This is a genomic window from Streptomyces sp. A01, assembly GCF_059026195.1.
This window is the reverse complement of the sequence record NZ_JBWLKN010000145.1, coordinates 1-307: the sequence shown is the minus strand read 5'-3', so window position 1 is coordinate 307 and position 307 is coordinate 1. Positions and strand designations below refer to the sequence as shown.

The 307-nt window shown below is 73.3% G+C and carries 1 protein-coding gene; it reads left to right on the top strand.

Annotated elements, in window-relative coordinates:
- The coding region (locus tag AC5P1B_RS35935) for a hypothetical protein (protein ID WP_493892236.1) at nucleotides 1–307 on the top strand (307 nt) is incomplete at both ends.

Sequence of the window (307 nt, the reverse complement as noted above, 5' to 3'; positions counted from 1 at the left end):
AGCTCGCGCGGTCCTTCGGTCAGGCGTTCACCGCCGGTGTCGCGGTGGACTGGTCCCGCTGGTTCCCGGCCGAACCGGCCCCGCGCGTGGTCGATCTGCCGACGTACGCCTTCCAGCGTGAGCGGTACTGGCTCGACAGCGGGAGCGGACAGGGCGGCGATCCGGCGAGCCTCGGCCTGACCTCCGCCGGGCATCCCCTGCTGGGCGCCGCCGTGGAACTCGCGGACGGTAGCTCGCGCTTGCTGACGGGACGGCTGTCCCCGCAGACGCACTCCTGGCTCGCCGAACACGTGGTGGCCGGGTCAGC